This is a genomic window from Sorangium sp. So ce1036 (assembly GCF_051369805.1).
Taxonomy (GTDB): Bacteria; Myxococcota_A; Polyangia; order Polyangiales; family Polyangiaceae; genus Sorangium; species Sorangium cellulosum_F.
In genome coordinates this window covers 7,248,917-7,275,711 of the sequence record NZ_JBBMOX010000001.1, presented here as the reverse complement: position 1 = coordinate 7,275,711, position 26,795 = coordinate 7,248,917, and the positions used below count along the sequence as shown (strand labels likewise).

The window sequence follows — 26,795 nt, the reverse complement described above, 5'->3', positions numbered from 1 at the left end:
CGTCCACGATCTTCCTGGAGCGACGTATCAACCATGGCGAGCAGGAACTCCGCGAATGTTCTTGTCCTCGGTACATCCTCGTTGGTCGGGAAGACGCTGGTCACGCTGGCCATCTGCCGCTGGCTCAGCAGCCAGGGCAAGGCCGTGACCCCGTTCAAGCCCATGTCGATGTCGTCTGGACATGGCTCCTATCGCACGGCCTCGGGCGGGGAGATCCACGTCCACCAGGCGCACCAGGCCATTGCGGCGAACCTCGATCCCCACGTCGACATGAACCCGTTGATGTTCAAGACGGTCGGGGACAAGCTCGAGATCATCGTCTGGGGAGCACCTTCTCCGGGGCTATCCGAGATCCCGGTCTCGAATCGGTGCACCTCGCTCCGCGCCGTCATCACCAAGTGCCACCGCCGGCTCGCCGACAGGTTCGATCACATCATCATGGAGGGCTGCGGAAGTCCTGTCGAGCTGAACATCAAGGAGCGCGATCTGTCGAACTGCTGGGTCGCGGAGACCTTCGACGCCCGATGCGTGCTCGTCGGGAGCGCGGAGCAGACCGGCGTGTTTGCGTCCATCATCGGGACGCTGGCCCTCCTCACGGAGCGTGAGCGGTCGCGGGTCGTCGGGTTCATCATCAACAAGTTCCACGGCGATCCGGGCGGGTTCGCCGACGGCGTCCGCATTCTCGAGGAGAGGACCGGGATCCCCTGCCTCGGCGTCATCCCCTTCCTGTCCGGCATCACCATGGTCGGCCAGGAGAGCGGGGCGGCCCCGGCGCCGGAGATCATCGCATCGAGCGAGGCCTTCGCCAGAGAGATGGATCGCTGCGCGGATCACATCATCAAGCACCTGAACCTCCGGCTCCTGGCGGAGCGCGTCCTCGCCGGCTCTCCTTCGATGTCCCTCGCGGAGCCTGAGCCCATGAGCGCCCGCGCGGTCCAGTGAGGCGGCAGCGCCCGGCGAGGTGATCGGTAGGATGCTCCGGGCGCTGCCGAGGTCATTTCTCGCGATCTGGTTCGGTCAGCTCCTGTCGACGCTCGGGACCGGCGCCAGCAGCTTCGTGATCACCCTGTGGCTCTGGGACCGGACGCAGCACGCCGTGTCCATCACCACCCTCGAGCTGTGTTCGTTCGGCGTCGTCGTCCTGGTCAGCCCGCTCGCCGGCGTGCTCGTCGATCGCCTCGACCGGCGGTGGGCGATGGCGCTGGCCGACCTGGGGGTCGCTGCGGTGACGGTCGGGCTCGTGTGCATCCACAGGACCATCGGGCTGGAGCCGTGGCACCTCTACGTGGCCAAGCTGCTGACCGGCGCCTTCGTCGCCTTCCAGGCCCCGGCCTATCTGGGCGCGGTGACCGTCCTCCTGTCCAAGGAGTCCTATGCGCGCGCCAGCGGCATGATGTCGCTGTCGCTGTCGCTCTCCGGCTTGGTCTCCCCGGCGGCAGCGTCGGTGCTGTACCGCCACATCGGCCTCGACGGCGTTCTCCTGCTGGATGCGGCCACCTTCGCGATCGCCGTCGTCCTCCTGTTCCTCGTTCGTGTCCCCGAGCGCGCGCTGGCTACCGAGCCCAGGGCCCGCCCCCGGTTCGTCGAGGAGGCGATCTACGGTTTCCGGACGGTCTTTGGCAGCAAGAGCCTCGTCGGGCTGCTGTATGTCCTCGCGGCCAACAATTTTCTGAGCATGTTCGGGATCCTGCTGCCGCCCTTGGTCCTCGCCCGGACGGGAGGTCACGAGGCAGCGCTGGCGTCGGTCATGGTCGCAGGCGCGGCTGGAGGCGTGGCCGGAGGCATCGCGATGGGCCTGTGGGGAGGGCCACGAAAGCGCATCCAGGGAGTGCTCTTGATGATCTTTCTCAACGGCCTCTTCGGTCAGGTGCTGCTCGGCCTCGGTCGCACGCCTGTGACCTGGGGCGTGGCGTCCTTCCTGACGTCTTTCTTTTTTCCGATCCTGTACGGGTGCAACCAGGCCATCTGGCAGTCGAAGATCCATCCCGACGCCCAGGGGCGGGTCTTCGCCGCGCGGCGCATCGTCGTCGATGCGATGGTTCCCGTCGCCATGCTCGTCGCCGGCCCCCTCGCGGACTACGTGCTGGAACCGGCGCTATCTCCGGGGGGGACCTGGGTCCCGTTCCTCTCTTGGCTCGTCGGCTCGGGCCCGGGCTCTGGGATGAGTCTCCTCTTCATCGTCGCGGGCCTGGCCACCATGGGGCTCGCTGCAGCCGCGTACAAGGTCCGCTCGATCCGAGAGATCGACTCTCTCCTCCCCGACGCCAGCGATTCTGCTTGCGCGCGGTACGAAGTCCTGTCAAGAGACGGCGCGTAGCGCTCGATGAAGTGCACCCTGACCGAGCAGCTCTCGCGCAACGGGTATGTCGACCCCGTCCCGGTCTTCGACCGGGCCGAGGCCGACCACTATCGACGCAGCTTCCTCGACTCGCTGGGCGAGAGCGGAGGTCGCCCCGATCCACACACGCTGTCGGGGTACCACCTCAGGCATCGATGGGCGTACGAGCTCGCCACGACACCGGCGCTCCTCGACTGTGTGGAGGCCGTGCTGGGACCGGATCTGGTGCTGTGGGCGAGCCACGTCTGGTACAAACCGCCGCGATCGGAGGACATCGTCCCCTGGCACTGCGACGCCGTTTACTGGCCCGTCTTGAACCGCGACATCAACTTGACGGCCTGGATCGCGTTGAGCCCCTGTCATCGCGGCAACGGCGGCCTGCGGGTGATTCCCGGCTCGCATCGGACGATGCCCCACGACTCCCATATACCGGACATCGACGACTCAAACGTCCCGATCGTCGAGCTGGAGATGACCCCCGGCCAGGCGACGTTCTTCTCCGGATACCTCTACCACGGCTCGGAGAGAAATGGGAGCTCCAGTCCGCGTATCGCCTACGCGCTGCGGTTTACGAGGCCGGAGGTTCGGTTCGAGCGCGCTGCGGTGGAGTCGAGCTTCGGCTATCTGAGGACCATCGTCGTCCGAGGGGTCGATCGCTACCACCACAATGACTTCATGAAGACGCCGCCCCCTTTCTAGCCATGGAATATCGCCCTCTCGGCCCGACCGCCATCAGCGTCAGCCGCCTCGGTCTGGGGACAGTGAACTTCGGGCTGCACACCTCCGAGAGGGACGCGCATCTGCTGCTGGACAGGGCGACCGACTGCGGGATCAACCTCGTCGACACGGCCGAAGTCTACAGTGAGGGGCGAGCGGAGGGCTTCATCGGGAGCTGGCTGGCGCTCGGGCAGGGCCGACGAAGCAGGATCGTGCTGGCGACGAAGGTCTTCCGAGGGGCGGACGAGCGGCGCCTCTCGGCGCGTCACATCGTGGAGGCGTGCGAGCAGAGCCTCCGGCGGCTGAGGACAGACTGTATCGACCTCTACCAGGTGCACCACGTCGACCGGGCCTGCCCGTGGGAAGAGCTATGGCAGGCCATGGATCAGCTCGTGAGGGAAGGGAAGGTCTCGAGCGTCGGGAGCAGCAACTTCGCGGCATGGGACATAGCATTGGGCAACAGCGTCAGCCGACAGCACCAGTGGCCTGGATTCGCCTCGGAGCAGAGCGTCTACAACCTCCGCAGGCGGTTGATCGAGCTCGAGGTCATCCCCTGCTGTCGGGCCCTCGGCATGGGGCTGCTGGCGTACAGTCCGCTGGGCGGCGGGCTGCTCTGCGGGGGCCTGACGAGCCCAGCGCCGGGGCGCCGCGCGGATGGCTGGGTCCGGCGCATCGCGGAGCAGCATCGAGAGCAGCTCAGCGCGTTCGAGGGCCTGTGTCGGCAGGCTGGGCATCGCACCGCCGACGTCGCGCTCGCCTGGGTTCTGCGCAACACGGCCGTCACGGCGGCGATCATCGGGCCCCGAACCGTCGAGCAACTGGCGCAGAACGTGGGCGCCATGGATGTGGCGCTCCGTGAGGAGATCGTGGCGAGGCTAGAGCAGATCTGGCCCGGCCCCGGCGGCGAGGCCCCGCAGGCGTACGCCTGGTGAACCCTGGGGACTCATCGGGAGGGCCGACCTCACCATCACCACCATACCTCCAGGCCGCCATGCACGCTGCGCCCTGGCAGCGGGAGCCCGACCACGTCGTAGTTCTGCGCGTCCAGTGCGTTGCTGAGCCTGGCGCGGGCCGAGATTCGCTTCTGCCAGAAGAGCGCGGACAGCTCCACGTCGACGCTGACCTGCTCGGCCATCACGATGAGCCCTGCCGGGTCGGCGACCCTGGAGGACCGGTAGAACAGGCGTGTGCCCAGCGCGATCCTGTCGATGGGCAACCACCGGAAGGGCTCCTGATAGACCTCCAGGTACGGCGCCGCGACGAGCCTCGCCTGGAAGGGGAGGACATCGTTCTTGAGCTGGCGACCCCGCGACGTGTCCCGCGGATCGAGCGCGGTGAGCGACACCTCGGCATGGACCGCGTCCAGGAAGGAGGTCGACGCGGTGAGCTCGACGCCGAGCAGCCGGGCGCTCCCGATGTTGAACGGCCGAACGACGCCGAGCGAGGAGCGCCGGAAGCCGATCAGGTCGGTCGCCAGCCGGGTGAAGCCGAACACTTCGATGCGCGATCGATGACCCGTGAGCCGGGCGCCGACGTCGGCGGTGTACCCCTGCTCGACGCGGAGGTCGGAGTTGCCTCGCACGATCGGCGATGTGCCATAGAGCTCACCGAGGGAGGGGACGCGCACGTACCGGCCGACGTTCGCGAGGAGCGTCATGTTCCAGGGGAGCTCCAGGCGCGCCCCGAGGCGCGCGACAGGCTGGAAGGGCTCGCAGGCTCGATCGCCCTCCGGGCCGGCCGTGGTGTGGCACTCGATCGCCGCGAGGCCATGGATCTGGAGCGTCGGGGTCGGGGAGGCCGCGATGGAGGCGCCCGCGCGCGTGAACGACCGGCTCGCGCGGAGGGGCTCGCCCTCCGGATGGTCGAGCCCCAGATGCTCGAACTCCTGCACCAGCGAAGCGCCGAGATCGAATCCCTGCAGGCGGTAACGGAGCCGCGCTTGCTGCGAGAGGCGGGCGCCGGCGCTCGCGGTCCACGGGAACAGCAGCCCGAGCTCCATCTGCGGATCGGCGATCCGGGTGCTCGCCAGGATCGCCGAGGTGGTGAGCTCGAGCCAGCAGCGATCGTCGGGCTCGCCCGGGCGCGGCGCCGCGCACGGCAGCTTCGCCGAGGCCGCGCCGAGCCACCGCTGGACGTGCGAGCGCGCGGCGTGCGCCGGGATCACCGAGAGGCCGGTGACGCCTCGATCACGGACAAAGGCGTTCGCGAGCAGGGTGATCGCGCTGCGTCCGAGCCGAAGGCGGCCGATGCTCCAGAGGTCGTAGGCGGTGTGATCGGCGTTGAACCGGTCGCGCATCCGATCGTCGGTCCGGTCAAACGTCGTGCCCCGATCGTCGACGTAGGGATAGTCGTTCCTCGCGCTCTCGCGCCGGGCCGCGATCATCGCGCCCCCTCGCGCGTCACCCGTGGACGCAGCCGCCCACGTCGCGAGCTCTCCGAAGCTGCCCACGCTGCCCCCAGCGCCAACCCTCGATCCCCGAGGCAGCACGGGGTCGAAGAAGATGGCGCCTCCGATCCCCAGCCGGTCGGCCTCGATGGGGGCGTTGCCGCGGTAAATTTCCACGCGGTCAATCATCCATAGCGGAACGGCGGAGAGATCGGCAGTGCCGGTGACGTCATCGTTCAGCCGGATGCCGGCCAGGTAGATGGGCGTCTGGGCGCTGGTCGCGCCGCGAATCGACGCCGTCGAGAGATCGGAGCTTCCGCCGCCCTTCGAGAGCTGCACACCTGGGACCCGCTCGAGGACGTGGGCGGCGCTCTCGCCGGGCTGGCGTAACCGCTCCCTCGAAACTTTGCTCGATGCAGCGCTCGGATCGCGCGAGCCCGGGCCCGGGGCGCGCTTGTCGGAATGAACGGTCACCTCAAGGACGGGCTCCTGCTGGGCCGCCGCGCCCGCCGCCAGCGTGACCACGCTGGCGAACGACGCCGCCGCGAGCGCGCGGCGCAGCGCGATCGGCGGCCTCAGGCCCATTGAGCGCCGACGCTCCACGTCACGGCCAGATCAACGACCCGAGGGGGGTCCCAGCAGTCGGTGATACGAACGGAGCGCGCCCGGGCGACGTCGCCGCCGAGGTGGTCCACGGCCACGATCGTCAAAATGGAAGCCCGGGCATCGGAGGAAAAGTCAATGCGTCGCAGCCGGAAGACCATGGCGGTGCGATGTTGACATAAAATGGGACGTTCTGGTATGGCCCTTCCGAGGCGGATGCGCGGCGGGCAGCGACCGAGGTAGGCGCTGCGGCCCTACGTCTCTTCATCAAAAATTACGGATCCCGGTGTTCTCTGGGAGGATGACGCATGGACCTCCGAGGTTTCGTCGACAGGATCGGGAGCCTTGTGCGCGCCAGCTACGCGAATCACTCCGTGGCCTGGCCAGCCACCCTCGTGCTGGCCGTCGGCTGCTCGGGCGGCGCCTCGGGCAACACGCGATCGCCGCTGCCGACACCCGAGGCGGACGTGACGGTGACGATCGCCCTCCTCCACATGGCCCCGGAGCTCGGCCGACGAGACCACAACGTCGCGAAGATTGAGCAGCTCGTCGAGGAGTCGCTGAGCAAAGGCGCGAAGATCGTCGTCGCGCCAGAGCTCGCCACCACGGGATACTCGATCACGGCGCAGGAGGTGAGCGGGAGCCTGGGCTCGGTCTCGCCCTTTCCGGAGCTCGATCGGATCCGAGATCTCGCCGCGAGCTACGCCGCGTACGTGTATGTCGGCGTCGCCGAGCGGACGCCATCGACGCCGGCGTTCAACTCGGTGGTCATCTTCGGTCCAGGCGGTCTCCTGGGCGTGGAGCGCAAGCGCGGGACGGCGCCGTGGCATGCCCGTGGAGACCTTCCGTTCAAGGTCGTCCCGACGCCGTACGGCGAGCTCGCCGCCGTGATCTGCTCCGACACCTACCTGCCGGACTGGGTTCGGATCGCGACCTTGCAAGGCGCCGACGTGGTCGTCGCGCCGGCCAACTGGTGGGGGGCCTACGAGCAGGAGGCGATCTGGGCGACGCGGGCACGGGAAAACGGCGTCTGGATGGCCGTGGCGAACCGCTGGGGCAAGGAGATCGATCGCCGCGGGCCGGAGCCGTACGTCTATGACATGAACGACGCGCCGTCGGTGGTGATCGACCCCCAGGGGAGGATCCGGCTGCGTCACCGGGCGATGGACATGCCGGCCCCGGCCGACGAGATCCTCTATGCCACGCTGTCGATCCCGCGGGCGCGGATCGGAACCAAGAGCAACCCGACCGACACCGTCGCGAACCGGCGCCCGCAGGCTTACCCGGATCTCGCGGGCCCCTGCTTCGCGCCATCGGCCCCCGCGTCCTGCGAGACCGGCCTGCCTCCTGCCGGGAAGGTCGGGGTCCGCGTCCTCTCCTACGTACCTCGGGCCGATCCGGCTGCGAACCTCGACGTCGTCGCCGCGAGGTGGGGCGACGCTCCAGCCGAGCTGGTCGTGCTGCCGGCGCTGGGGATCTCCGGAGGGGCCGCGCAGACGCCGCTCCCGGACTGGAGCCATCCCCCGTGGTCGTCATGGCGGGAGTTCGTCGAACGGAAGGGCGTCCAGCTGCTCGTCACCACGATCCTCGAGAGGCCATCTGGCACCGGCGCGCGTGAGTCCTTGCTCGTGCTGGAGAAGGGGAGGCCGCCGCGGACGATCCCCGCGATCCACGCCGCCGCAGCGGACCCGGGGAGCGGCAGGAGGCCCGAGCTCGTCGACCTGCCCGGTGCGCGCGTGGGGCTCTTGACGGGGCACGACGCGGTGTTCCCCGAGATCGGCGTCGCGCTGGCCAAGGCCGGTGCGGACATCGTGGCGATCTCCTCGAGCCTCGCGTCGGCTGGTGGCGTCTGGGACAAGGAGGCACTCCTGTCCGCCTGGAAGACCGAGACGAACGCCGGCTTCCACCTGGCGGCGTCGGATGCCGCGGGCTTCGGGCTTCTCGTCGAGAGCGGCGGGACGTACAGGATCTCGACGACGGAGCTCTCGGCCAGGGATCCGGTGAAGGTCCTCGCGCTCGACACCCCCCCGGTGCGCGGCCGGAAGCTCAACGTGTATTACCCGTTCGATCTGGGCGTGCTCCTCGGGCAGCGCGCTCCTCCAGGACGAGGGCAGGGGCCGTGAGCGCTCCGAGCCGCCCTGGGCCGACAAGACGCGCGCGCCGGGAGCGCGGCGCGCGCCGCAGCCGGCCGCGCTCGGGTTGGATTGCCTCCTTCCTCCTCGCCCGCGATCGGCCATTGGGTGTCCCGCAGGCTGTGGCGTGAGCGCGGCCCCTTGGATGCATGGATATCCCTGGCTACGCGATACGGCAGGCCTCTTCGAAATCGAGGCGGGGGTTGCGCGGGTAGAGCTTCGCCGGATCGCCGTGGCCCAGGTTGATGAGGAGGATCGATTTCCACGGCACGTCGGCCAAGAAGGCGGCGTCGACCTGCTCCCGGTCGAAGCCGGCCATCGGCCCGCAGTCGAGCCCGAGCGCGCGGGCCGCGAGGATGAGGTAGCCGGCCTGGAGCGAGGCGTTCTGCAGGAGGAAGAAGTCGCGCTGCTCCGGCGGCATCCCGGCGAGGGCCTCGCCCATCGTCGGGCGCGCCGGGAAGAGCTTCGGCATCTTCTCGTGAAAGCGCGTGTCGTAGGCGATGATCGCGGTGACGGGCGCGCTCATCGTCTTCTCGACGTTGCCCGGCGCGAGGCAGGGGCGCAGGCGCTCCTTGGCCTCCGGGCTCTTCACGAAGACGATCCGCGCCGGCACGCTGTTGGCCGCGGTCGGCCCGAGGCGCAAGGCCTCGTAGAGGCGGTGCAGGGCCGCGTCGTCGATGGGCTCGGCGAGCCAGCCGTTGTGGGTGCGGGCTTCGAGGAGGATCTGCTGGAGGAGTCGGTCGTTCATGAGGCTTGCTCCGTGGTACGTGGGCGAGGTGGGGCGAGTCGCCCCGTGAGATCCGGCGTCAGGTCGCGAGCGCGGGCTTGCCGACGCGGGCCTCGGCCTCGGGCTTCGGGGCGCTCGCGAGCCTGCGGCTCTCGGGGCGCAGCGCCCAGGAGGCGGCGGCGATGGCGACGAGGACGAGGGGCGTCATCACCTTGCCGGCGGCGTCGCCCACGGCGGCGTGGGAGGCGGCGGCGCCCGTGAGATCGAAGAAGATGCCGGCGTACGCCCACTCCTTCAGGCGCGGGAAGCGCGGGGCGAAAAGGGCGATGGCGCCGAGCACCTTCCATACGCCGAGGATGGTGGCGAAGTAGGCCGGGTAGCCGAGGTGCGCCATACCCTCGAGGACCTCGGGGGAGCCTGCGAGATCGCCGAGCCCGCCTGCGGCGAAGGCGGAGCCGAGGAGACCCGTCGCGATCCAGTAACCGATGGTGCGTGCCTTGTCGTTCATGAGCGAGCATCCTGAGGCCTGGACGCGCCTGTATCAATGCATCAACAGTTGGAAGAACCTGCCAGGATTTGATCCAAATGGACGAGCCCCTCGAGACCTCCGAGCTCCTCGCCTTCTCGAAGACCGTGGAGGCCCGATCCCTGTCCCGCGCCGCCGCCGAGCTCGGCGTCCCTCGCGCCACCATCAGCCGCCGCCTCGTGCGGCTGGAGGAGCGGCTCGGGGTGCGCTTGCTCCGCCGGACGACGCGCAACCTCGCCCTCACCGACGCGGGCGAGGCGCTCTACCGCCACGCCCGCGTCGTGCTCGACGCCGTCCACCACGCCGAGGCGAGCGTGCGCGAGGCCAACGACGTCGTGCGCGGCGAGCTGCGCGTCTCGGTGCCGCCGGGGCTGGGCGCGAGCTTCAGCGCGATGCTCTGCGATTTTGCGCGGCGGTACCCCGAGGTCCGCCTCCACGTCCACAGCACGACCCAGTACGTCGACCTCCAGCGCGGCGGCTACGACCTCGCGCTCCGCGCGAGCTCCGCGCTCGAGCCCGGCCTCGTCGCCCGGAAGCTGGCGCGCATACCGCTCCTCGCGGTCGCCTCGCCCGCCTACCTCGAAGCCCGCGGCACGCCGCGCACACGCCGCGATCTGCGGAGCCACCGCTGCATGATGGGCTTCGCCCGGGGGGAGCTGCCGCAGACGCACTGGCCGTCCGTCGGCGGTAAGTTCCAGGTCGAGGGCGCGCTCTTCACGAACGACATGTATCTGCTCTGCGACGCCGCGCTCCAGGGCCTCGGCATCGCGCTCTTACCGCAACAGGTTGCGCGCCCGCACCTCGAGAGCGGCGCGCTCGTGCACGTGCTGGCAGGCGCGATCCAGGCGGACTCGCACCTCGCGGTGATCTACGCGGAGCGGGAGTTCATGCCGCCGCAGCTCCGCGCCTTCATCGACGCGGTGATGGCGTGGGGAGGGGGGGATCTCCTCCCACGGGCGGACGCGCCGAAGCCGAAGCGGGCGGCGAAGAGCGACCTGCTGCCGCGATCGAGATCGCCCGGCGACACCCGGCGCGGCTCCGGATAGCCTCCCCCCGCAAGCGGTCGAGTGAGCGCGGCCCGCGCGATGCGTGGATAAGCTCTTGATACAGCGTCACGAGCTGCCCCTCATCCCCGAGCTGCCCGGTCCGCTCGCCATGCGTCCCGAGGCGGAGCGATCCTTCGCCACGCCGCCCTGAAGTCCCGATCACCGGCGGACGCCGCCGGGGTCTCGATCTGCGCGCCGTGCTCGCCGGGCGCCCCGGCTCACTGCGCGCCCGGCTTGCCGGGATCGTCGCTCCAGACATTGGCGTTGCCGTGCGCCTCGAGCGGGCCTCGCTGCGGGCGGACGACGCAGAAGCGCTGGCCTGTCGGCGCCTCCATCACCCACCAGCGCTGGATGAACTCCACGCGCCGCGCCCCGAGCGCCTCGAGCCGGCGCACCTCGGCGTCGAGGTCGTCCGTCTCGATGTCGAGGTGCGTCCGGCTCGGGTGATCGACCTTCTGCACGAGGACGATAGGCTCATCGGCCCGGGTCTCGAGCTCGCGGTAGCCGCCGGCGATCGGCGCGTTCTTCTTGACGGGTTTGCCGAGGGCGCGGCCCCAGAAGTCCGCCGCGGCGTCGATGTCCTCCACCTTGCAGTCAATCACGAGAGCACAAAGGCGACTCCGGTGCATGCGATCTCCCTCCTGCTGGGCGGCGCCGCGAGCTTAGCGTATGGCGGCACAGTCGCGCACGCGCACGAGAGACGGGGGCGGCAGACGGAAGACGGAAGAGGGAGATGAGAATGCCTCACCCCGCGGCCATCATCGCGGGCCGAGGACCGCGCCGACCGCGCAGCGAAACAGCCCGGGCGCGAGGGCGAGCGCGGACAGGACGCCGTCCCGGAGGCGCGGGCGCCGCGCCACGAAGAGCACCGCGCGCGTCGCCACCGCGTAGCGCCGGTAGGCCCGCCGGAACACGCGCTCGTACGCCGCGAGCGGGGCGGCGCCGCCGCCGCGCAGGGCCGCGTCGAGCGCGGTCGACAGCGCCGCCGCGCCCACGAGCGAGAGCGAGAGCCCCTCGCCCGTGATGGCGTCGATGTAGCCGGCGGCGTCGCCGACCAGCGCGAAGCGGTCGTCGTGGAGCCGGGCCGACGCCCGCTCGAGCGGGCCGCTGCCCCGCGGCGTCGAGTCGGCCTGTGCCCCGGCGACTTGCTCGGCCAGCGCCGGGAAGCAGCGCACGAGGCGCCCGGCCGACGCGCCGCCCCCGAGCCGGTCGCGGTCCCACAGGAACGCCACCCCCACGCGCCGCGGCCCCGCGGGCGTCACGTACGCCTCCACGCCGTCGCCGAGGTGCACCTCGACGAAGGAGGTCCACGGCGCGCACCGGAAGTGCTGGCGCAGGCCGAGCCGGCGCGCGCCCGAGGGCGGCGCGTCCCAGCCGAGGGCGCGCCGGACGCGGGAGCCGAGGCCGTCCGCGCCGACCACGTACCGCGCCTCCACCACGCGTCGCCGCGTCACGAGGCGCGCGCCGCCCTCGGTCCGCTCGACGCCGAGCGCGGGCTCCTCCGCGCAGAGCTCCGCGCCGGCGCCGCGCGCCCGCGCCGCGAGCGCCGCGGAGAGCGCCGTGCGGCGCACGCCGAGCCCCCCGGGCGGCGGCAGCGGCGCCTCGACGCGGAGCCCGTCGGCCCGGAGGTACCGGATCCCCTCGATGGGCGCCCGCTCGGCCGGATCGATCCCGGACAGCACGCCGAGGTCCGCGAGCGCGCGACACCCCTCGGGCATCACCCCCTCGCCGCACGCCTTGTCGATCGGCCACGCGGCCTGATCCAGGACGATCACCGCGTGCCCCCGCGCCGCGCAGCCGATCGCGACCGCGAGGCCCGCAGGCCCCCCGCCGACCACGGCGACGTCGCACCGCGCGCTCACGGCCCGCCCGGCGCTCACGGCCCGCCCGAGAGCTCCCCGGCCCCGGGCGGGCGGCGGCCCGGCACGAGCCGCGGCAGGCCGCGCATCCGCGCCGCGTAGGCGGGCCCGAGCGCCTCCTCCTCGGCGCGGATGCGCACCGCGAGCACGAGCGCGTTGAGGGCGCTCCACACGAGCGCGGTCAGCCACGCGCCGTGGATCATGGGGATGGCGATCATCTCGACGATCACGGCCGCGTAGTTCGGGTGGCGCAGGTACCGGTAAGGCCCGCCCACGACCGGCGGCGCCCCGGGCACGACGATGATCCGCACGTTCCACCGGTCCCCCAGGGTGTCGATGACCCAGTACCGCAGCGCCTGCGCCAGCAGCGCGAGCGCCAGCGCCGCGAGGCCGACGGGCCCGGGGAACGGCCGGCCGAGCCAGAGGACCTCGAGCGCGCAGGCGGCGAGGAAGGCGCCGTGCATCCCCGCCATCACCCGGAAGTGCGCCCGCCCGACCTCGACGCCGCCCCGCGCGAAGGCGCGCCGCGCGTTGCGGCGCGAGAGCGCGAGCTCGGCCAGCCGCTCGACCGCCACCGCGCCCAGGAAGGCGAGGTACAGCCGCTCCGAGGTCACCATCGGAGGAGCGCCATCTCCGAGCAGAAGCCCGGGCCGAACGCCATCATCACGCCGTGGTCGCCGGGCCGGGCGCACGGCTCGTCCAGGAAGTCGCGCAGCACGAACAGCACCGACGCCGAGGACACGTTGCCGATCTCGCGCAGCGACCGCCACGAGCGGTCGAGCGCGTCGCCGGGCAGCTCCAGCGTCTCGGCGACGGCCTCGAGCACCTTGGGCCCGCCGGTGTGGACGATCCAGTGGCGCACGTCGCGCCGCGACAGGCCGTGCCGCGCGAGGAACGTGTCGACGTCGCGCCGCACGTGCTCGCGCACGAGCGCGGGGACGCCGGCGGAGAGGACGACGCGGAAGCCGGAGTCCACGACGTCCCACCCCATGACGTGCTCGGTGTCGGGGTAGAAGACGGCGTGGGTCGCGAGCACCGCGGCCCCGCCCGCGCGGCCGCTCTTGCGGGCGGCCTGCGCGCCGCGCGCCACGACGGCCGCGGCGCCGTCGGCGAAGAGCTGGGCGGCGATGACGTTCGCGGCGGAGGTGTCGTCGCGCTGCAGGGTGAGCGAGCAGAGCTCGACCGACAGCAGGAGCGACGTGTGGGCGGGGAAGGCGCGCAGCGTGTCGGTGACGCGCGCGACGCCGGCCACGCCGGCGACGCACCCGAGGCCGAAGATGGGGGTGCGCTTGACGTCGCGCCGGAAGCCGAGGCGGTTGACGAGCCGGGCGTCCAGGCTGGGCGCCGAGATGCCCGTGACCGAGACGAAGACGATCTGGTCGATGTCCTCGGGCAGGAGCCCCGCGCGCTCGAGCGCGGCGCGACAGGCGCGCTCGCCGAGCTCGATCGCGCACGCGTTCCAGCGGCGGTTCTGCTCGGCGAACGTCGAGGCGGCGTGGTAGGCCTCGACCGGCATGGCGAGGTGCCGCCCCCGGACCTCGATCGACCGCTGGACCCGCTCCACGAGCGCGAGCGCGTCCCCCTTTCCGGCCCAGAGCCGGCGCAGCCCGGCGCACGTCTCTTCCTGCGTTGCGTAGTGCGGCGGCAACGCGGTGCCCACGGCGGCGATCATCGGAGCGAACGGCATCTCGTGGCGTCCGGTGCTCATGGCAGGCGGCAGTCTCTCATCATGTCATGCAGCGGGCCATGACGATTCCATCTCGTCGCGTCGCCAGAGCGCCTGTCGGCACCAAGGATGACAGGAGAGTCAGGGTTCTCCCGAGCGCGAGATGTGGGGTTTTCCGGAGCCTGGTCGCGCGCGCGGACACGGCGCGTCGAGGCGACTCGAGCGTCGCGCGCAGCCCGCCCGCCCAGACGGCGCGAGCGCGACGGGGCGCGAGCGCGGCGGGGCGCGAGCGCGGCGGGGCGCGAGCGCGGCGGGGCGCGAGCGCGGCGGGGCGCCGGCGCGGCGGGGCGCGAGCGCGGCGGGGCGCCGGCGCGACGGCGCCGCGGCAGGAAGGGAAGGGAGCTGTCCTCGTCCCTCGCTTGCCCGTGTTCCTGCAAATCTGCGCTTGATCCGCGCGGTCCGCTGCGCCAGAGGTCTCGCCGGGAACGGCGAGCCTCCGAGCTCCGGCGCTCGTCCACCAATCGACATGGCTCAAGGTTACCTCTTCCTGATCATCGCCCTCCTGTTCAACGCGACCGCGAACATCCTGATGAAGCTGGCGTCGCGGCGGGTCCCCTCGATGGAGGGGCTGTCGCTCGTCCAGAAGGGCGTCGCGCTCGCGACGAATGTCCACCTCGTGCTCGGGCTCGTGCTCTTCGCCTCGAACATCCTGTTCTATGTGCTGGCGCTCAAGCGCATCAACCTGTCGGTCGCCTATCCGATCATGTCCTCGGGCGGGTTCCTCATCATCTCGGTCTTCTCGGTCTACTACCTGCGCGAGACGCTGACGGCGCTGCAGATCGGCGGCATCGTGTTCATCGCGGCGGGGATCGCGATGGTCGCGTACAACATGAGCTAGCTCTACTGCGGGAAGTCGGCCTGGAAAGCGAGCCGCCATGCCGCCAAGGGGGCCAAGAAATCCTCTGTGGCTCACGCCCCTCTCAACTCCTCGTGGCTTCAACCCGCTCGGCGCTCTGGCGCGACAGCGGGGTGAGCCGCCGGAGCGTCGAGAGGAGAAGATCTCCTCCTCCACCTCCGTTGTGATACGCTGTCGAGCATACGTCGCCGGCGTGCCCGGATCGCTTCACCCTGGAGAGTGCCTCCATGCCCACCCGCTCGCTCCCGTGTACCCTCCTCGCCACGCTCCTCGCGACCGCCGGCTGTGACAGCGCCGCGGAGGACGACGGAGTGCAGCCCGCGCCCACCGCCTCCGAGCTCCCCTGCGAGGCCGGAGAGCCGATGATCCGGACCGATCTCTTCTTCGGCCTGGATCGGCTCGAGGCGCCCCCCGTCACGGCCGAGGAGTGGCAGGACTTCGTCGACACCGCGGTGACCCCCCGGTTCGAGGACGGGCTGACGCAGTTCGACGTCGACGGCCAGTACCTCGCGACGACCGGGGAGCTCATCCACGAGGACAGCCGGCTGATCATGCTCCTGCACGACGGCGGTCAGGCCGCGTCGGACGCCATCGACGCCATCCGCGAGGAGTACAAGGCTCGCTTCGACCAGGAGTCCGTGCTCCGGATCGACGAGCCCGTCTGCGTCGATTTCTGACGGCGGAGCGCCGCCGCCGCCCCGCTCGGCCGCGTCGGCGGCAGGTCCTCGACGATCTGCCGCTGTGCCATGGAGCTCGTCGGCGCGTCTGCCGTGGCCCCGCGGCCCGCGACGCCGCGGGCGACCGGCCGCGGCGAGGCGTTGAGCTCGGAATCCGTATCTGCCGACGCCGGTCGCCGCATGCAGGCGAGCGCGGGCCTCGTGGCGCGCGGGCGATCGGCCGACGATCACGCCTCGGCGGGAGACGTGGCTCTGCGCGGCGCTGGGCGTCGAGCGCGCACGCCGTCGTCCGGACGCCGCTCTTCGTTCTGGTTGCTCGCCAAGATGGTATGTGTTGTATTCGATTCTAGAGCGATAAACGGGTTGAGGCCGCCTGAAAAGCGCAGAGACTCGAACCGCCGAGGCGCCAAGGACGCCAAGGAGAGAATCGATCCTTGGCGTCCTTGGCGCCTCGGCGGTTGAGCTCTCGCTCGTTCAACGTGATAGGTGCTCTAGGCTATCAGTCGGATCTGCTGTGCGCAACCGACGCCACATGATGGGTCGCGAGCTCCTTTGGGCATACGTGTGGTGGGCACAGGGGTGGAACCTGCTGGCGCGGTCCGACGTCGACGGCCAGCGCCGCGCGGCCACGGCCCCTGCGCAACGCCGGGTCTCCGGCCGTCATCACGCTCGATCTCCGCGCGCGCCGGGCGCGACCGAGGCGCGCCCCGAGATCGGGCCCCGCGCGTCGATCGCGCCCCGGCAGGCGTGCGCCCGAGACGTCTCCCTCGCCTGCGTCGCCTCGCCGTCGCCGATACCCGCCCAGCATGGTCCTCCCGACGGCGGCAACCCTCGTCGGCCGCGCGCTCCGCGATTCGCGATTCGCGTTCTCTCCGCGTTCTCCAGGAGGGCGCGCGACCACGAGGGCAGAACGAGCATGTCAGTTGGGCAGTCGTTTGACCCGAACAGCGCCTCTTGGTGATGGGCTTATTCGTGTATTGAGGGAAAAGTCTTGACCCGGGGGGATCGTGGGGCCAAACCAGCATCCCTGCTGATGGGCTCAGCAGATGGGCGCCGCGCGCTGCGTTCAAGCTGGGTTGATGCGCTCGCGGCGCTCGGGCGGTAAGCGTTCGAATCGAGCGCGCCCTCCGGCTCGGTCTGGCATAGGGAGGCCTACGTGCGGATGAAGCTCTACTGGCTTTGGGGATGTGCGATGGCGACGATCGCTGTCGCAGGATGCTCGGACGCCAGCGCGCCTCCGGCGACGGAGGGGGTCGCCCCAGGCGAAGAGGCGATCGTCGGATCATCGCATTCGCCCGGATCGGGGAGGACGGTTTACGCCGACGTCGTCGCGATAGATCAGACGGTGGTCTATGACCGCTCCGGCGCGTTCAACCCCGGGGGGATGGTCTATGCCCTCCGGCGGGACGTGGTGGCCGCCGACCCGTCACGGCCGGTCGGCCCGGGCAACGCGACGCTGAGGCCCGGAAAGCGCCCGAGGCCGCTCGTCCTGCGGGTCAACGCCGGCGATGAGCTCGTCCTCTCGTTCACGAACTGGCTCGCGCCGAGCGGCGCGACGCTCCGGGCGCTCTCCCCGACGACCCGCCACGCCTCCATCCACGTGGTCGGGCTCCAGATCCGGAACATCGACGCGCTCGGCGGGAATATCGGGCAGAACGTCAGCTCGCTTGCCGCTCCGGGCGAGACGCGCACCTATGAGCTCTTCGCCGGCCGCGAGGGCACGTTCCTCATGCACAGCGCGGGCGCCATGGCCGGCGCCGACGGCACCGGCAGGCCGCTGCGGCAGATCTCCCAGAACCTCTTCGGCGCCGTCCACGTCGAGCCGCCTGGCGCGATAGCGTACCGCTCGCAGGTCACGGCGGCCGAGCTCGAGGCCGTCACCTACGACACCAACCCGGACGGCACGCCGCGCATCGACTACGAGGCGGTCGATCCGTCCGGCGTGCCCATCCTGAGGATGATCGACGACGAGGGCGAGATCGTGCACGGCGATCTCAACGCCATCATCACCGGCTTCGACAGGACCGAGGTCGGGACCGCGGCGTCCGTGAACGAGGGATATTTCCGCGAGTTCACCGTGATATTCCACGACGATCTCGGCGGGGTCCAGGCCTTCCCGGAGCTCCAGAGAGACCCGGTCTACCACGGCGTGCGCAGCGGCTTCGGCGTCAACTACGGCGCGGCCAGCCTGGGCAACGCCGTCCTCGCCAACCGGAGCAAGCTCGGCCCGAGCAAGGACTGCGCGGAGTGCAAGTTCGAGGAGTTCTTCCTGAGCTCGTGGGTGAGCGGCGATCCGGGGCTGAACATCGAGCGGGACCCGGACAACAACGCGGTCCGCGCGCTGTACCCGGACGATCCCTCGAACGTCTCCCACAGCTACCTCGGCGATCCGGTCCGCATCCGGAACCTGAACCACGGGCCCAACGACACGCACGTCTTCCACGTGCACGCCCACCAGTGGCGGCGGTCGCCGGGCAACGACAACAGCGCTTACATCGACTCCCAGACGATCGGGCCCAAGGCGGCCTTCACCTACGACATCAGCTACGGCGGGGGCGGTAACCGCAATCTCACGCCCGGAGATGCCATCGTTCACTGTCACCTGTATCCCCATTTCGTGCAGGGGATGTGGGGGCTCTGGCGCAGCCACGATGTCTTCGAGGCGGGTACGCCGGACCGGTCCCTCCCGGACGGCGAGATCGCGGAAGGTACGCCCACGCCCGCGGTCGTGCCCATCCCGGACGTGGCGATGCCGCCGATGCCCACGTACGCGCCGACGAAGGTCCGGCTGCCCAGCGGGAGGAAGGTCGTGCGCCCGGCCCTGCCCGGGTATCCTCACTACATCGCCGCGCTGCCCGGGCACCGGGCGCCCCAGCCGCCGCGCGACATCGAGCACGACGGCGGCTTGCCGCGCCACGTCATCACGAGCGTCCCCCCGGGCGCCGTCGAACGCGGCGTCCGCGGCCCCTTCGATGTGCAGATCTACGAGGCCAACGTGAAGCTCCTGCCGTCCGACGGCACCCGGGCGGAGCGCGCGGCGAGCAGCTTCCATGCCGGGCTGTTCCCGGGGGCCGTGCGGGCCACGACGCGCTACGGCTTCCCGGCGAAGGGCTACCCGGCCTTCACCCCGAAAGGCGAGCCGGCGCTCTTCCTCGTGAACGGCCAGCCCCCCGCCCCCGGCGCCCCCTACGCCGACCCTTGCCCGCCCGGGGCGCCGGTCCGCACCTACCGCGCGGCCTACGTCCAGATCGACGCCACGGTGAACCGCGCCGGCTGGCACGATCCGCAGGCGCGCACGATCGTCCTCGAGGAGGACTACGACGCCACCCTCGAGGGCACGAGGCCGCCGGAGCCGCTCTTCATCCGCGCGGAGTCCGGCGAGTGCGTCGTCTTTCACGCGACGAACACCATCCCGGACGCGCTCGAGGCGGACGATTTCCAGATGTTCACGCAGACCGACGTCATCGGTCAGCACATCCATCTCGTGAAGTTCGATGTCACCTCGTCGGACGGCGGGGCCAACGGCTTCAATTACGAGGACGGGACGCTCGCCGCGCAGGAGGTGGTGTCGCGCATCAACGCGGCGAACGCCGCCGGCGGCGCCTTCGTCGCCGACGGCGCCGTCGCCGAGTCGGGCAGGCGCGTGATGCTCGAGGCGAAGCCGCACCCGCGCCTCTCCAGCGCGCCGCTCGGGGCGCAGACGACGACGCAGCGCTGGTTTGCCGATCCGATCGTGAACAGGGCGGGGAAGGACCGCGCCCTCGGCACGGCCTTCACCCACGATCACTTCGCCCCCTCGTCCCACCAGCACCACGGCCTGTACGCGGCGCTGGTCGTGGAGCCCGCGGGCTCGTCCTGGCGCGACCCCGAGACCGGGGAGATCTTCGGCACACGCCGCGACGGCGGGCCGACGAGCTACCGCGCCGACATCCTGTTTCCGCCCGGCGACGGGCGCGCGCCGTTCCGCGAGTACAACCTGAGCTTCGCCGACTACGCCATCGTCTACGACGAGTGCGGCGATCCGGTGAACCCGCCGTCGTACGAGCTCGCGCCGCTGCCGGAGGCGGTCGCGCACGTGGGCGTCCTCCGGGAGCCGGTCTCCTGGCGGGATCCGGGGGCGGGGCTCATCAACTACCGGCACGAGCCCATCCCGCTGCGGATCGCCAGGCGGAGCTGCGCCACGGGCCGGGTGACCCCGAAGCGCGGCGCCGCCGGCGAGATGCACAACGTCTTCAGCTCGAGGGTGCACGACGACCCCTTCACCCCGCTGCTCCGGGCGTACGAGGGGGACCGCGCGATCATCCGCCTCACCCAGGGCACGCAGTCGGAGCAGCACGTCTTCTCCTTGCACGGGAAGAAGTGGCTCAACGAGAGCGCGGATCCCGACAGCGGCTACGCCAACGGGCAGGCCATCGGCGTCTCCGAGCAGATGGATTTCGAGCTCGCCGCGGATCCCGTGTTCACGAGGGACCGGCGCGGCGTCGATTACCTCTACCAGAGCGCGACGACGGACGATCTGTGGGAGGGCATGTGGGGGCTCATGCGCGTCTACAGCGAGCGGCGGCGCGATCTCCTGCCGCTCTCCGCCGACGCCCCGCCGCCGAAGTCGCGGCGCGCGCGGCATCGTGTCTGTCCGCCGGACGCGAAGGTGAGAGAGTACGTCGTCCACGCGATCACCGCGCAGGGCAACCTGCCCGGCGGCCGCCTCACGTACAACGAGAAGTACGGGCTCTATGATCCCGACGCCATCCTGTTCGTCGACGAGGACGAGCTCGACGACGTCAGGGCAGGAGCGCGCGCGCCGGAGCCGCTCATCCTGCGCGCGGCGGCCGGCGAGTGCGTCGAGGTCACGCTGGTCAACGATCTGCCCGACGAGCCGCCGAAGACGCCCCACTGGAACTACAACCCTCCCATCGTCGCGGGCTTCAACGTCAACCAGGTGAGGACCTCGAACCGCGTCGGGCTGCACCCGCAGCTGGTGGCCTACGACGTCATGACGAGCGACGGGGCCAACATCGGCCAGAACCGCGATCAGACGGTCGCGCCCGGGAGGCGGCGGAAATACACCTGGTACGCCGGCGACGTCGCCGTGACGCGCCGGGGCCACCTCCGGTGGCAGCCCATCGAGCTCGGCGCGATCAACCTGAAGGACATGGCCGACGTGGTGAACCACGGCATGCACGGCGCGATCGGCGCGCTCATCGTCGAGCCCGAGGGCGCCACGTGGCACCCGGAGCCGGGCACGCGCGCGTCGGCCCATGTGGTCTATCGAGACGAGTCCGGCGCCGAGCGGGGGTTCCGCGAGATCGTGCTCTTCTACCAGGACGAGGTCGCCCTGCACTCCGACGATCCGCGGTTCCAGTGCGACGACCCGTCGCTGGGCTGCGGGACCGCCCTCCGGAACCTCGTCGGCGACGTCGACGCCGACGGCACCGGTCACAAGGCCTTCAACTACCGCACCGAGCCGCTGTGGGCGCGCCTCGGCGTCGCTCCGGACACGCGGCTCGGAGGGGTGGAGGACCTCGACCTCAGCGCGATCTTCAGCTCGGCGGAGCACGGCGATCCGGCGACGCCGCTCTTCACGGTGGGGCGCCACGACACCTTGCGCCTCCGCGTGCTGCAGCCCTCGGGCCACCGGCGCCAGCACTCCTTCGGCCTCTGGGGCGCGGAGTGGGCGTTCAACCCGTGGGCGAAGGGCTCGTCCTCCCGGTTCATGGGCCCGAACGACGCCTCGTTCGTCATCGGCGCGCAAGGCGGCATCGGCCCCATGACCGCCTGGAACGTGAACCCCTTGTTCCGGGCAGGAGGGAAGTTCGCGGTGCCGGGCGACCGCCTGTACCTCGACCAGGGCGCCGCGGCGATGGCCGACGGGCTCTGGGGCATCGTGCGGGTCACGCCGTGAGCGACGGGAGGGGACCTGTGGCGCGGCGGATCTGGACGAGCGTGCGCGGGGTCGGCTTCGGCCTCAGGCTGGCCTGGCTCGGCGCCTGCGCGGCGGGCGCCTGCGCGGGGCTCGGCTGCGAGCGGAGGGCGTCTCTCCCGGCCTCGCCGGGCGACGGCGCCGCCCCGGCCGGAGCCCCGGCGCAGCCGGGGGCGGCGCCGCCTCCGGCGAGCCGGGTCGAGCGCGATGGGCTCACCATCGCGTTTTCCCTGCGCCCGCTGGAGCGTGACCGGCGCCGCGGGGGGACGGATCGCGGCGCGGCCGCCGTCGCGGGAGCGCGCGCGGCGCCGGCGTTCGCCGACGCCGTGGCCGAGCTCACCATCACCGACGCGGAGACCGGCGCGCCCGTGAGCGGCCTCTCGCCGCTCGGGTGGATGTCGAGGCGAGCCGGCGAGGCCGAGGGCGCCGCGGACCCGGCCGCCGCTGGGCCCACGAGCGTGGCGGGCGGGGCGCCGGACGAGGAGGCCTGCCGGGCGAAGATCAAGCGCTTCATGGCGGGCCTCCTGTCCGTGCGTCCGGAGGTGGACATGAACACCTACCTCCTCTGGACGCTCAACCAGGACAGCACGCTGTCCGTCATCAACCCGCAGGTCGCCCTCGGCAGGACGAAGCTCCGGAGCCTGGTCAGCCTCGCGGGGCCCGGCGTCTCGCTCGCCCTCCACCCCGACCGCGGGAGCCTGTACGTCTCGCTCCAGGGCGGCCGCCTCGCGGTCGTGGACACGCAGCGGGGGCTCGTCCGGGCGAACGTCCCCGTCGGCGAGGACCCGGGCCGCGTCGCGGTCGCTCCCGACGGGCGCACGGTCTGGGTCGGCAACGACGGCGACGGCACCGTGAGCGTGGTCGACGCGCGCTCGACCGACGTGCTGAAGACGCTGCGGGTGGGCCCGGGTCACCACGAGATCGCCTTCACCGGCGGCGGCCGCGCCGCGTGGATCACGAGCCAGCAGGGAGACTCGGTGTTTGTGGTGGACGGCGCCACGCTCGAGCCGCTCGGCGAGATCGCCGTCGGCGAGGGGGCCGTGGCCATCGCGGCGAGCGACGCGTCGGGTGTGGTCTACGTCGCGAACGGCGCGCGCGGCGAGGTGGTGCTCCTCGACGCCGCGCGCCGCGCCGTGGCCGGGCGCGTCGCGCTGAAGCCGGGGCTCGGCGCGCTCCAGTTCGAGCCGCGCGGGCGCTTCGCCTTCGCGCTGAACCCGGCGGCGAACGAGGTCACCGTGATCGACGCCTCGACGGGCGCGGTGGCGCACGCGCTCTCCGGGTTCGCGGCCCCCGACGCGGTGGCCTTCACCGAGGCCTTCGCCTACGTCCGCAACCGCGGCGCGGCCAAGGTCTCGCTCATCGACCGCGCGGCGCTCCGCGGCCCCGCGGCCCCGCCCGTCGTCGACGTCACGGTCGGCCAGGACGCGCCCGCGGCCGCGGGCGCAGGTCCACGGACGGGGCCCGGCGCGCTCGGCGCGCCCATCGCCCCGGTCCCCGAGGGCAACGGCGCCCTCATCGCGAACCCGGCCGACAGGGCCTTCTACTTCTACGTGGAGGGCATGATGGCGCCGATCGGCACCCTCTCGAGCTACGGCCGCGAGCCGAGGTCGATCCTCATCGAGGATCGGTCGCTCAGGGAGGTGCGGCCGGGCGTGTACGCGACCACGGTGCGCCTCGGCGCGGAGGGGCTCCACGACGTCGAGCTGCTCCTCGACCGGCCCCGCATCGCCGTGTGCCTCGAGGCCACCGTGGCGCCCGCGCGCTGCGCCCAGGGCGGGGGCTACGGCGGGCAACCCGGCTGCGGCGGAGGAGCCGCGCCCGGCATCACGCTGGAGCCGCTCTTCGAGCCCGGCCTGCGGCTCGAGGCGGGCGCGCCGGCGACGCTCCGCTTCCGCGCGACCGCGAAGGAGGCGGGGTCTGCTCTGGACGCCAAGGAGATGGAGATCATGATCGTTCGGTTCCCCGCTGGATATCGCTGGAGCGGCGCGCCGCGGCCGGAGGGCGACGGCGTCTTCTCGGTCGCGTTCACCCCGCCCGAGCCGGGCGAGTACCGCTTCCTCGCCACCGCCCCGCACCGCGGCGCGCCCCTCGGCGCGTTGCCCTTCGTCCCGCTGCGCGTGCACGCGCGCGGCGCGGCCCGCGCTCCCGAGGGAGGTGCGCGATGAGGCCCGGCGCGGCCCTCGCCGCGGCCGCCCTCGCGCTCTCGCTCACCGCCCTCGCGCCGGCGGAGGACAGGGCGCCCCGCGGCGCGCCGGCCGACGACAGGGCGCCCCGCCCGGAGCGGATGAAGATCGGGGGCGTCTCCAGGGAGGACGACGCCGCCGCGGAGAAGTACTTCACCAACACCGAGCTCGTCGACCAGCACGGCCGCCCGCACCGGTTCTACGCGGGGTTGTTGCGGGGCCGGAAGGTGCTGATCAACTTCGCCTTCACCTCGTGCAAGGGCGCCTGTCCGGCGATGACGGCGAACCTCGCGCGCGTGCAGGCGCTGCTCCGGGCCCGCGGAGAGCGGGTGACGATCCTCACGATCACGGTCGACCCGGAGAACGATACGCCGGCCGTGTTGAAGCGGTATGCGGCGAGGTTCAAGGCGGGGGAGGGCTGGTATTTCCTGACCGGCACCCCCGCGAACGTCGCCGCGGTGCTGCGCCGCCTCGGCGGCCAGGTGCGGAGGCCCGACGAGCACACGATGACGCTGCTCCTCGGCGATGCGTCGACCGGCATGTGGCTCAAGACGCTGGCGACCGAGCCGCCGGAGGCGCTCGCGCACATCGCCCAGCACATCAACGATCCGCGGTGAGGCCGAGATGCGCTCTCTCTCATGGCATGCGATGAACGTCCTGCTCCTCGCCGGCGCGCTCGCCGCCGCCTCGTGCGGCCGCGGGGGCGAGCGGCGGGACGGCGAGGCGCGCGCCGGCGGCGGCCCCGCGGGGCCGGGGCTCCCGGCGGTGGACGCCGCGGCCCTGGTGCGCTCGGCGCCGGCGCGGGGCGTCGTGGTGCCGGACGAGGAGCTCGTGGACCAGGACGGCGCGCCCGTCCGCCTCCGCGAGCTCTCGAAGGGTCGCGTGCTCGTGGTCAACTTCATCTTCACCGCCTGCACGACGATCTGCTCGCCGATGACGGCCATCTTCGGCCGGCTCCAGGCCGAGCTCGGCGACGCGCTGGAGCGGGACGTGCGGCTCGTCTCCATCTCGCTGGATCCCGCGATGGACACGCCGGAGCGGCTGAAGGCGTACGCGGACCGGTTCGGCCGGCGGCCGGGCTGGGTCTTCCTGACGGGCAGCCGCGAGCGCGTGAACCGGGTGCTGGACGCGCTCGGGGGGCGCGCGCCGATCAAGGAGCGGCACACGCCGATCACGCTCATCGGTCGCGAGGCGGAGGGGCGCTGGACGCGCGTCGACGGCATCGCGCCGCCGCGGCGCCTCGCCGAGGAGGTGCGGGCGTTCCTTCCGGGCGGGGCGGCGGCGCGGGGCGCGGGCGAGCCGCGGGGCGCGGGCGAGCCGCGGAGCGCGGCGGCGCGGAGCGCGGGCGGTGGTTGAGCCGCGGCTGCGGTTCACCCTCCTCGCCGCGGCGTCGGCGATCGGGCTCTCGGGGGTCGCGCTGCGGGCGCTCGGCGTCGGCGACCGCGCGCCCGAGGCGCGCGCGCCCGGCGGGGCAGAGGTCGCGTCGTGCGACGAGCTCACGCCCGCTGCCCGGCGCGGCAAGCGCATCTACCAGCGAGGCGCGACCGTCGACGGCCGGACCATCGAGGGGGCGATCGCCGGCGGGGCCGCGGCGCTCTCGGGCCGGGGCGCCGCCTGCGCCGGCTGCCACGGCCCGAGCGGGCAGGGGACCGACGAGGGCGGCATCGCGGCGCCGGCGCTCGCGCGGGACCGGCGCGTCGCGTCCGGCCGAGAGCAGGACGCCCCCACCACCGCCGCGGCGCTCGCGGCCGCCATCCGCGAGGGGCGCGGGCTCGCGGGACGGCCGCTGAATCCGGTGATGCCGCGGTACCGCCTGGAAGACGCGGATCTGTCCGATGTGATCGAATATTTACGCTGCGTCGGGCGCGACCTGGACCCGGGCGTCACGGCGGATTCGGTGGCGCTGGGCGCCGCGCTGCCGCTCTCGGGGCCGGCAGCGCCGGTGGGCGCGGCCGTGCGCGACGTGCTCGCGGCGGCGTTCGCCGAGGTGAACGCGCAGGGAGGCATCTACCGGCGGAGGATCGCGCTCCGCGTGGAGGACAGCGGCGGGTCGGCGGGCGAGGCCGGGGCGACGGCGCGCCTGCTGGACGGCGGGGTGCTGGCGCTCGTGGGGAGCGTGTGGAGCGGGGATCCGGCGCTCTCGGCGCGGCTCTCGGAGGAGCGGGCGCCGCTCGTGGGGCCGATCGAGGCGGGGGAGACGGCGGTCGACGGGGTGGTGTTCCACGTCCAGCCGGGGCCGGACGTGCTCGCGCGCGTGGCGATCCACCACCTTGCCGGTGCTCGTCCGGGCGGGGAAGGCAAAGACGGCAACAAGACGGACGGGAAGCCGGCTGTCCTGGTCGTGCACTCCCGGGACGAGGCGGGAGAGGCCTGGCTCGCCGGCGCGCGCGCGGAGGCGGCGCGGCGCGAGCTCCCCGCGCCCGCGGCGGTCTCGTTCGAGCCGGGCCGCTTCCCCGCCTCCGCCGTGGTCGAGGCGGCGCGGCGGCACAAGGCGCGGGGGATCCTCTTCTGGGGGCCCGGGGCGGATCTCGCGCGCTGCGCGGCGGCGGTCGAGCCCGCGTCGCTCGGCGGCGCCATCTACGCGCCGCTGGCGTCGGCCGGCGAGGTCGCCGAGGCGCTCTCGCAGGCCTCCGATCGCGTGCTGTTCCTGTACTCCGGCCCCCTCGGCGACAGGGCGCGGCACGCCGGCGAGGCGCTCCGCGCCTTCCTGCGACGATCCGGGGCGGCGCCGGGGGTGGGCCGGCCGCGCGGCGAGGCGACGGCCGAGCCGGCCGCGCGGCCGGCCCACCTCGCGGCGCAGGCGAGCGCCTATGTCGCCGCGAGGATCGCGGTCGAGGCGCTGAAGCGCGCCGGAGCGCACGTGACGCGGGAGGGGCTCATCGCGGCGCTCGAGGGCCTGCGCGACTTCGACGCGGGCCCCGCGCCGCTCGTGACGTTCGCCCGGAACCGGAGGACCGGCGTGCTCGGAGCGAGCCTCGTCCGGCTCGATCCGGCGTCGGGCGCGGCGGTGCGCGCCTCGGCGTGGATCGATGTCGTCCCGTGAGCGCGCGCGCCGCCCCACCCGGATGCTCCTCGTGGCCGAATCATGAAACCCCCGGC

21 protein-coding genes are annotated in these 26,795 nt (G+C 72.2%); 13 read left to right on the top strand and 8 right to left on the bottom strand.

Going from position 1 to position 26,795, the window contains the following annotated elements:
- The first annotated feature begins 33 nt into the window (after positions 1-33).
- The 4 genes from WMF31_RS27210 to WMF31_RS27195 are packed head-to-tail and all read left to right on the top strand — an operon-like array spanning position 34 to position 3,987.
- Positions 34-942: an AAA family ATPase gene (locus WMF31_RS27210; protein WP_436604740.1), complete on the top strand. Its 909-nt coding sequence runs from the start codon at positions 34-36 to the stop codon at positions 940-942.
- A gap of 31 nt (positions 943-973) precedes the next feature.
- The gene (locus WMF31_RS27205) at positions 974-2,317 is read left to right on the top strand and encodes an MFS transporter (RefSeq protein WP_436606605.1); all 1,344 of its coding nucleotides are present in this window, start codon (positions 974-976) and stop codon (positions 2,315-2,317) included.
- Between the two features lie 6 nt (positions 2,318-2,323).
- On the top strand, positions 2,324-3,037 hold the full coding sequence (locus WMF31_RS27200) for a phytanoyl-CoA dioxygenase family protein (protein WP_436604739.1): 714 nt from the start codon (positions 2,324-2,326) through the stop codon (positions 3,035-3,037).
- Positions 3,038-3,039: 2 nt separating this feature from the next.
- Positions 3,040-3,987, top strand: coding sequence for an aldo/keto reductase (locus WMF31_RS27195; protein WP_436604738.1), 948 nt, complete (start codon positions 3,040-3,042; stop codon positions 3,985-3,987).
- Positions 3,988-4,022: 35 nt separating this feature from the next.
- Here the strand turns inward: WMF31_RS27195 and WMF31_RS27190 are convergent, their stop codons facing one another.
- Together WMF31_RS27190 and WMF31_RS27185 are read right to left on the bottom strand one after the other, a co-directional pair.
- Positions 4,023-6,026 (bottom strand): TonB-dependent receptor, encoded by a 2,004-nt coding sequence (locus WMF31_RS27190; protein WP_436604737.1) that lies wholly within the window; start codon positions 6,024-6,026, stop codon positions 4,023-4,025.
- Entirely contained in the window at positions 6,017-6,205 is a 189-nt protein-coding gene (locus WMF31_RS27185) for a hypothetical protein (protein ID WP_436604736.1), read from the bottom strand. The genes WMF31_RS27190 and WMF31_RS27185 overlap by 10 nt, the downstream gene beginning before the upstream one ends.
- A 147-nt stretch (positions 6,206-6,352) precedes the next feature.
- On the opposite strand from WMF31_RS27185, the gene WMF31_RS27180 reads away from it, so the two are divergent.
- Complete coding sequence (locus WMF31_RS27180) at positions 6,353-8,167, top strand: nitrilase-related carbon-nitrogen hydrolase (RefSeq protein ID WP_436604735.1); 1,815 nt, start codon at positions 6,353-6,355, stop codon at positions 8,165-8,167.
- Between the two features lie 172 nt (positions 8,168-8,339).
- Here WMF31_RS27180 and WMF31_RS27175 read toward each other — a convergent pair whose 3' ends face one another.
- Both WMF31_RS27175 and WMF31_RS27170 read right to left on the bottom strand, forming a co-directional pair.
- Positions 8,340-8,924 (bottom strand): malonic semialdehyde reductase, encoded by a 585-nt coding sequence (locus WMF31_RS27175; protein WP_436604734.1) that lies wholly within the window; start codon positions 8,922-8,924, stop codon positions 8,340-8,342.
- Between the two features lie 58 nt (positions 8,925-8,982).
- Positions 8,983-9,411 carry a DoxX family protein gene (locus tag WMF31_RS27170; RefSeq protein WP_436604733.1) on the bottom strand — a complete coding sequence of 143 codons (429 nt, stop codon included), beginning with the start codon at positions 9,409-9,411 and terminating at the stop codon, positions 8,983-8,985.
- A 77-nt stretch (positions 9,412-9,488) separates the two neighbouring features.
- Here WMF31_RS27170 and WMF31_RS27165 point away from each other — a divergent pair, with 77 nt between their 5' ends.
- Positions 9,489-10,475 carry a LysR family transcriptional regulator gene (locus WMF31_RS27165; RefSeq protein WP_436604732.1) on the top strand — a complete coding sequence of 329 codons (987 nt, stop codon included), beginning with the start codon at positions 9,489-9,491 and terminating at the stop codon, positions 10,473-10,475.
- 218 nt (positions 10,476-10,693) lie between these two features.
- Here the strand turns inward: WMF31_RS27165 and WMF31_RS27160 are convergent, their stop codons facing one another.
- The 4 genes from WMF31_RS27160 to WMF31_RS27145 all read right to left on the bottom strand — a co-directional run bounded on the left by WMF31_RS27160 (position 10,694) and on the right by WMF31_RS27145 (position 14,042).
- The gene (locus WMF31_RS27160) at positions 10,694-11,104 is read right to left on the bottom strand and encodes a VOC family protein (RefSeq protein ID WP_436604731.1); all 411 of its coding nucleotides are present in this window, start codon (positions 11,102-11,104) and stop codon (positions 10,694-10,696) included.
- A gap of 129 nt (positions 11,105-11,233) precedes the next feature.
- Positions 11,234-12,355 (bottom strand): NAD(P)/FAD-dependent oxidoreductase, encoded by a 1,122-nt coding sequence (locus tag WMF31_RS27155; protein ID WP_436604730.1) that lies wholly within the window; start codon positions 12,353-12,355, stop codon positions 11,234-11,236.
- The gene (locus WMF31_RS27150; RefSeq protein WP_436604729.1) at positions 12,352-12,951 is read right to left on the bottom strand and encodes an isoprenylcysteine carboxyl methyltransferase family protein; all 600 of its coding nucleotides are present in this window, start codon (positions 12,949-12,951) and stop codon (positions 12,352-12,354) included. Before WMF31_RS27150 ends, WMF31_RS27155 begins: the two co-directional genes overlap by 4 nt.
- Positions 12,945-14,042: a type III polyketide synthase gene (locus tag WMF31_RS27145; RefSeq protein ID WP_436604728.1), complete on the bottom strand. Its 1,098-nt coding sequence runs from the start codon at positions 14,040-14,042 to the stop codon at positions 12,945-12,947. The genes WMF31_RS27150 and WMF31_RS27145 overlap by 7 nt, the downstream gene beginning before the upstream one ends.
- Before the next feature lie 484 nt (positions 14,043-14,526).
- Here WMF31_RS27145 and WMF31_RS27140 point away from each other — a divergent pair, with 484 nt between their 5' ends.
- The 7 genes from WMF31_RS27140 (at position 14,527) to WMF31_RS27110 (ending at position 26,739) form a co-directional block, all read left to right on the top strand.
- A complete protein-coding gene (locus tag WMF31_RS27140; protein ID WP_436604727.1) occupies positions 14,527-14,898 on the top strand; it encodes a DMT family transporter in 372 nt (123 codons plus the stop codon).
- 245 nt (positions 14,899-15,143) lie between these two features.
- Complete coding sequence (locus tag WMF31_RS27135) at positions 15,144-15,593, top strand: DUF3574 domain-containing protein (RefSeq protein WP_436604726.1); 450 nt, start codon at positions 15,144-15,146, stop codon at positions 15,591-15,593.
- Positions 15,594-16,785: 1,192 nt separating this feature from the next.
- Complete coding sequence (locus WMF31_RS27130) at positions 16,786-21,495, top strand: copper oxidase (protein WP_436604725.1); 4,710 nt, start codon at positions 16,786-16,788, stop codon at positions 21,493-21,495.
- Complete coding sequence (locus WMF31_RS27125; RefSeq protein ID WP_436604724.1) at positions 21,492-23,678, top strand: YncE family protein; 2,187 nt, start codon at positions 21,492-21,494, stop codon at positions 23,676-23,678. The genes WMF31_RS27130 and WMF31_RS27125 overlap by 4 nt, the downstream gene beginning before the upstream one ends.
- Complete coding sequence (locus WMF31_RS27120; protein WP_436604723.1) at positions 23,675-24,313, top strand: SCO family protein; 639 nt, start codon at positions 23,675-23,677, stop codon at positions 24,311-24,313. Before WMF31_RS27125 ends, WMF31_RS27120 begins: the two co-directional genes overlap by 4 nt.
- Positions 24,314-24,344: 31 nt before the next feature.
- Complete coding sequence (locus WMF31_RS27115) at positions 24,345-25,052, top strand: SCO family protein (protein WP_436604722.1); 708 nt, start codon at positions 24,345-24,347, stop codon at positions 25,050-25,052.
- Entirely contained in the window at positions 25,045-26,739 is a 1,695-nt protein-coding gene (locus WMF31_RS27110; RefSeq protein WP_436604721.1) for a cytochrome c/ABC transporter substrate-binding protein, read from the top strand. The genes WMF31_RS27115 and WMF31_RS27110 overlap by 8 nt, the downstream gene beginning before the upstream one ends.
- The last annotated feature ends 56 nt before the right edge of the window (positions 26,740-26,795 follow it).

Excerpts from the sequence above, each read along its gene's own strand:
- WMF31_RS27190 (WP_436604737.1), bottom strand. The coding sequence starts at position 6,026 with ATGGGCCTGAGGCCGCCGATCGCGCTGCGCCGCGCGCTCGCGGCGGCG.
- WMF31_RS27115 (WP_436604722.1), top strand. The coding sequence starts at position 24,345 with ATGAACGTCCTGCTCCTCGCCGGCGCGCTCGCCGCCGCCTCGTGCGGC.
- WMF31_RS27195 (WP_436604738.1), top strand. The coding sequence starts at position 3,040 with ATGGAATATCGCCCTCTCGGCCCGACCGCCATCAGCGTCAGCCGCCTC.
- WMF31_RS27180 (WP_436604735.1), top strand. The coding sequence starts at position 6,353 with ATGGACCTCCGAGGTTTCGTCGACAGGATCGGGAGCCTTGTGCGCGCC.
- WMF31_RS27200 (WP_436604739.1), top strand. The coding sequence starts at position 2,324 with ATGAAGTGCACCCTGACCGAGCAGCTCTCGCGCAACGGGTATGTCGAC.
- WMF31_RS27130 (WP_436604725.1), top strand. The coding sequence starts at position 16,786 with ATGGCGACGATCGCTGTCGCAGGATGCTCGGACGCCAGCGCGCCTCCG.
- WMF31_RS27175 (WP_436604734.1), bottom strand. The coding sequence starts at position 8,924 with ATGAACGACCGACTCCTCCAGCAGATCCTCCTCGAAGCCCGCACCCAC.
- WMF31_RS27145 (WP_436604728.1), bottom strand. The coding sequence starts at position 14,042 with ATGAGCACCGGACGCCACGAGATGCCGTTCGCTCCGATGATCGCCGCC.
- WMF31_RS27120 (WP_436604723.1), top strand. The coding sequence starts at position 23,675 with ATGAGGCCCGGCGCGGCCCTCGCCGCGGCCGCCCTCGCGCTCTCGCTC.
- WMF31_RS27150 (WP_436604729.1), bottom strand. The coding sequence starts at position 12,951 with ATGGTGACCTCGGAGCGGCTGTACCTCGCCTTCCTGGGCGCGGTGGCG.
- WMF31_RS27205 (WP_436606605.1), top strand. The coding sequence starts at position 974 with ATGCTCCGGGCGCTGCCGAGGTCATTTCTCGCGATCTGGTTCGGTCAG.
- WMF31_RS27160 (WP_436604731.1), bottom strand. The coding sequence starts at position 11,104 with ATGCACCGGAGTCGCCTTTGTGCTCTCGTGATTGACTGCAAGGTGGAG.
- WMF31_RS27170 (WP_436604733.1), bottom strand. The coding sequence starts at position 9,411 with ATGAACGACAAGGCACGCACCATCGGTTACTGGATCGCGACGGGTCTC.
- WMF31_RS27165 (WP_436604732.1), top strand. The coding sequence starts at position 9,489 with ATGGACGAGCCCCTCGAGACCTCCGAGCTCCTCGCCTTCTCGAAGACC.
- WMF31_RS27210 (WP_436604740.1), top strand. The coding sequence starts at position 34 with ATGGCGAGCAGGAACTCCGCGAATGTTCTTGTCCTCGGTACATCCTCG.
- WMF31_RS27185 (WP_436604736.1), bottom strand. The coding sequence starts at position 6,205 with ATGGTCTTCCGGCTGCGACGCATTGACTTTTCCTCCGATGCCCGGGCT.
- WMF31_RS27140 (WP_436604727.1), top strand. The coding sequence starts at position 14,527 with ATGGCTCAAGGTTACCTCTTCCTGATCATCGCCCTCCTGTTCAACGCG.
- WMF31_RS27135 (WP_436604726.1), top strand. The coding sequence starts at position 15,144 with ATGCCCACCCGCTCGCTCCCGTGTACCCTCCTCGCCACGCTCCTCGCG.